Raw genomic sequence first — 2675 nt, 5'->3', positions numbered from 1 at the left:
CTCACCAACTGGGCCGACCAGGTGCTCAAGAAGCGCCTGGAGAACGTGCGCGGCGTCGGCTCCGTCACGCTGGTCGGCGGCACCAAGCGCGAGATCAACATCTATCTCAATCCGCAGGCGATGGAGGCCTTCGGCGTCAGCGCCAGCCAGGTGGTGGACGCGGTGCGCAGCGAGAACCAGGCGCTGCCGGTCGGCTCGGTGCGCTCGCTCGARCAGGACCGCGTGGTSCAGATCGAYGCCCGCATGGARCGRCCCGAGGACTTCGGCCGCATCATCGTCGCCCGCAAGGSCGGCGCGCCGATCCGGGTCGACCAGGTCGCSACCGTGCGCGACGGCGCCCAGGAGATCGACAGCCTGGCGCTCTACAACGGCCAGCGCACGCTGCTGCTGTCGGTGCAGAAGGCGCAGGACGAGAACACCATCCAGGTGGTCGACGGGCTCGTGAAGGCGATCGCCGAGATCAAGCCGCAGCTGCCGCCGGGCGTGCGGCTCGAACCCATCGGGGACGCCTCGCGCCCGATTCGGGTCGCGGTCGAGAACGTGCGCCAGACGCTGATCGAAGGCGCCCTGCTCACGGTGCTGATCGTGTTCCTGTTCCTGAACTCGTGGCGCTCGACCGTGATCACCGGCCTGACGCTGCCGATCGCGCTGATCGGCACCTTCTGGTTCATGGCGATGTTCGGCTTCACGATCAACATGATCACGCTGATGGCGCTGTCGCTGTGCGTGGGCCTCCTGATCGACGACGCGATCGTGGTGCGCGAGAACATCGTGCGCCACGTGCAGATGGGCAAGGGGCCCTTCCGCGCCTCGCTCGACGGCACCCAGGAGATCGGCCTGGCGGTGCTGGCCACCACGCTGTCGATCGTCGCGGTGTTCCTGCCGATCGGCTTCATGGAAGGCATCATCGGCAAGTTCTTCCACGAGTTCGGCATCACGATCGTGGCCGCCGTGATGATCTCGATGTTCGTGAGCTTCACGCTCGACCCGATGCTGTCGAGCATCTGGCACGACCCCGCCATCGACAAGCACGGCAAGAACGAGGCGCCGGTCGACTTCTACGACAAGACCATCGGCCGCGTSACCGGCTGGTTCGACCGCGCCACCGAGCGCCTCGCCGAGGGCTACCAGGGCATCCTGCGCTGGGCGCTGGTGCACAAGCTGGCCACCGTGCTGGCGGCCCTGGGCATCTTCATCGCCAGCATCTTCATGGTGCCGCTGCTGGGCACCGAATTCGTGCCCAAGGCCGACTTCTCCGAGACCTCGATCAGCTTCTACACCCCGGTCGGCTCCTCGCTCGAGGTGACCGAGGCCAAGGCGCGCCAGGTCGAGACGGTGCTGCGCGAGATGCCCGAGGTGCGCTACACGCTCACCACCATCAACAGCGGCGACGCGCAGGGCAAGATCTACGCGAGCCTCTACGTGCGGCTGGTCGACCGCCGCTCGCGCAGCCGCAGCGTCGACCAGATGTCCACGGTGCTGCGCGAGCGGCTGCGATCGATTCCCGGCATCACGGTCACGCACGTCGGCCTGCGCGACTCGGTCGGCGGCAACAAGCCGATCGAGTTCTCGCTCCAGGGGCCCGACCTGAAGGAACTCGAGCGCCTCACCCGMCRMGTGATGGAATCGATCCGCCCGATCCCCGGCCTGGTCGACCTCGACTCCAGCCTGAAGCCCGACAAGCCCACGGTCAGCGTGGTGATCCGGCGCGATGCCGCCTCCGACCTCGGCCTCGGCGTGGCGCCGATCGCGGCCGCGCTGCGCACGCTGGTGGCCGGCACCACGGTGGGCAACTGGCGTGCGCCCGACGACCAGACCTACGACGTCAACGTGCGGCTGGCACCCGAGGTGCGCAATTCGCCGGCCGACCTGGCCCGCCTGCCCTTCCTGAGCACCGCGGTGGGCGCCAACGCCGACGGCTCGAGCCGCATCGTGCGYCTGGCGCAGGTGGCCGAGGTGCGCGAATCCGCCGGCCCGAACCAGATCAACCGCCGCGCGCTGGCGCGCGAGGTGAGCATCAACGCCAACGTCGACGGCCGCTCGGCCGGCGAGGTCTCGGCCGACGTCCGCGCCGCGCTGGCCGGGATCGCGTTCCCGCCGGGCTACGGCTGGCAGTTCAGCGGCTCGACCAAGAACATGCAGGAGTCCTTCGGCTATGCGGTCTCGGCGCTGGCGCTGGCGGTGATCTTCATCTACATGATCCTGGCCAGCCAGTTCAGGAGCTTCCTGCAGCCGCTGGCGCTCATGACCGCGCTGCCGCTGACCCTGATCGGCGTGGTGCTGGCGCTCCTGATCTTCCGCTCGACGCTGTCGATGTTCTCGATCATCGGCGTCGTGATGCTGATGGGCCTGGTGACCAAGAACGCCATCCTGCTGGTCGACTTCGCGATCCGTTCGCGCGAGCCCGGCGTCGCCGAGGACGGCACGCCGATCCCGGGGCTGCCGCGCGCCGAGGCCCTGCTGCTGGCGGCCCGCGTGCGGCTGCGCCCGATCCTCATGACCACGCTGGCGATGATCTTCGGCATGGTGCCGCTGGCCTTCGCCGTGAGCGAAGGCTCCGAGCAGCGCGCGCCGATGGGCCAGGCCGTGATCGGCGGCGTCATCACCTCGTCGCTGCTGACGCTGGTGGTGGTGCCGGTCGTCTATTGCTACATGGACGACCTGGCCAACTGGGC

1 protein-coding gene is annotated in these 2675 nt (G+C 68.7%); it reads left to right on the top strand.

What is annotated here, in order from left to right:
• Positions 1-2675: efflux RND transporter permease subunit (locus AC1D2O_RS37585; protein WP_478158919.1), on the top strand; the 2675-nt coding region annotated here is incomplete at both ends.

This window comes from Variovorax sp. P1_G12 (assembly GCF_056405555.1).
Note: the sequence above shows the minus strand (reverse complement) of the source record. Positions and strands in the feature narration are given on the sequence as shown.